Below are 1,572 nucleotides of genomic sequence, written 5' to 3'. Positions count from 1 at the left end.
AATTGCACTAATACCGGCGCCTGTGAGGTGGAATGTCCCAAAGGGATTTCATTAGAAAACATCGCTAGAATGAACCGGGAGTATTTGTCGGCGAATTTGAAAGGGTAAGGCTAACCCAAATTTTCTTGGCATTTACGTAACAGCGTTTTTTCTGTGGTATTCCTATATTTTAGCTCATGCCCAAAAACTACTCCGAAGAACGCATCAAAGTCCCGCGCTTCAACGAAGAATCCGGGTTCTACACTACTCCGAAGCGTTCGAAAATCATGAGTAAGATTCGGGGCAAGAACACCAAGCCCGAGCTTGCCTTTCGAAAAGCTTTATATGCAGCGGGCTATCGCTATCGCATCGACTACAGGAAATTAATTGGTAAGCCCGACATCCTCCTAAAAAAATATAAGACCGCAATTTTTATCGATGGGGAATATTGGCATGGCCATAATTGGCCTGCAAGAAAACCTAAGATCAAAACCAACCGTGAATTCTGGATTGCCAAGATAGAGCGCAATATGCAACGTGACCGCGAAGTAAATGCCGAACTGCAGCGTTTGGGCTACACGGTCTTCCGATTTTGGGAAACTGAAATCAAAAAGGAACTTGATACTTGCCTTCGAAAAGTCATTGTACACCTAGAATCCGTTCGAACGAGTCAATAAGCAACGGGATTCCGCACACTTGGGAAACCTTTAACCCTTGAAACGCAATGTTTAATAGGGTCTTAACACGAAATGTCGACACAATCTTTTATATTAAAGAATAAATTAAATGGTAATAACTAAAATAGATAGATATATGAAGAGGATAGCAATATTAGCAACAAACGGATTTGAAGAAAGCGAACTAAAGTCTCCAAAAGAAGCCATGGAAAAAGAGGGTTTCAAAGTGGATATCGTAAGTTTAAAATCCGGTGAAATAAAGGGATGGATCGATGGAAATTGGTCTAATACCTATAAAGTTGATAGAACAATAGACGAGGTTAAAGCTGACGAGTACAATGCGCTGATGTTACCTGGTGGGGTCATAAATCCCGACCTGTTGAGAATAAACGAGCACGTTCTTGTATTTGTACGCGATTTCTTTAAGCAGGAAAAGCCAGTTGCGGCCATCTGCCACGCGCCATGGACACTTATCAGTGCCGACGTGGTCAAGGGACGTAAAATGACCAGCTATAAGTCCATAAAGGATGATTTAATTAACGCCGGGGCAAATTGGGTTGATCAAGAAGTAGTAGTCGACAAAGGATTTGTGACCAGTAGAAACCCCGACGATTTACCAGCCTTCAACGCCAAATTGATAGAGGAAATCAAGGAGGGCAAGCACGAAAAGCAACATGCTTAATTCATTCAAAACCACCGAATCTGGAATCCCGATCTCACGATTGGGATTTTTTTATGGGAAGAAGAATCGAACAACGAGGTTTTATTTTTAAAATGAGGCCCATTTAAATAGGTAAAGTCCTTAAATTTTTGTTAATTTACAATCAATTAACCAACTTCAATTCCGGACCCCAAAGGTTTTTTAAAACCTTTGGGGTCTTTCGGTTCAAGAGGATGTCATAAATCCTTATTTTTG

2 protein-coding genes and 1 pseudogene are annotated in these 1,572 nt (G+C 41.0%); all 3 read left to right on the top strand.

Annotation, left to right across the window (positions count from 1 at the left end):
• A pseudogene (locus ACEW8S_RS11070) lies at positions 1–108 on the top strand (succinate dehydrogenase/fumarate reductase iron-sulfur subunit); the annotation flags it as partial.
• A gap of 68 nt (positions 109–176) precedes the next feature.
• Positions 177–656 (top strand): very short patch repair endonuclease, encoded by a 480-nt coding sequence (locus ACEW8S_RS11065; RefSeq protein WP_373518215.1) that lies wholly within the window; start codon positions 177–179, stop codon positions 654–656.
• Positions 657–792: 136 nt separating this feature from the next.
• Complete coding sequence (locus ACEW8S_RS11060) at positions 793–1,338, top strand: type 1 glutamine amidotransferase domain-containing protein (RefSeq protein WP_373518214.1); 546 nt, start codon at positions 793–795, stop codon at positions 1,336–1,338.
• Positions 1,339–1,572: the final 234 nt, after the last annotated feature.

Source organism: Pricia sp. (assembly GCF_041745955.1).
Taxonomy (GTDB): domain Bacteria; phylum Bacteroidota; class Bacteroidia; order Flavobacteriales; family Flavobacteriaceae; genus Pricia.
The sequence above is the reverse complement of the archived record's forward strand: the minus strand, read 5'-3'. Positions and strand labels throughout refer to the sequence as shown.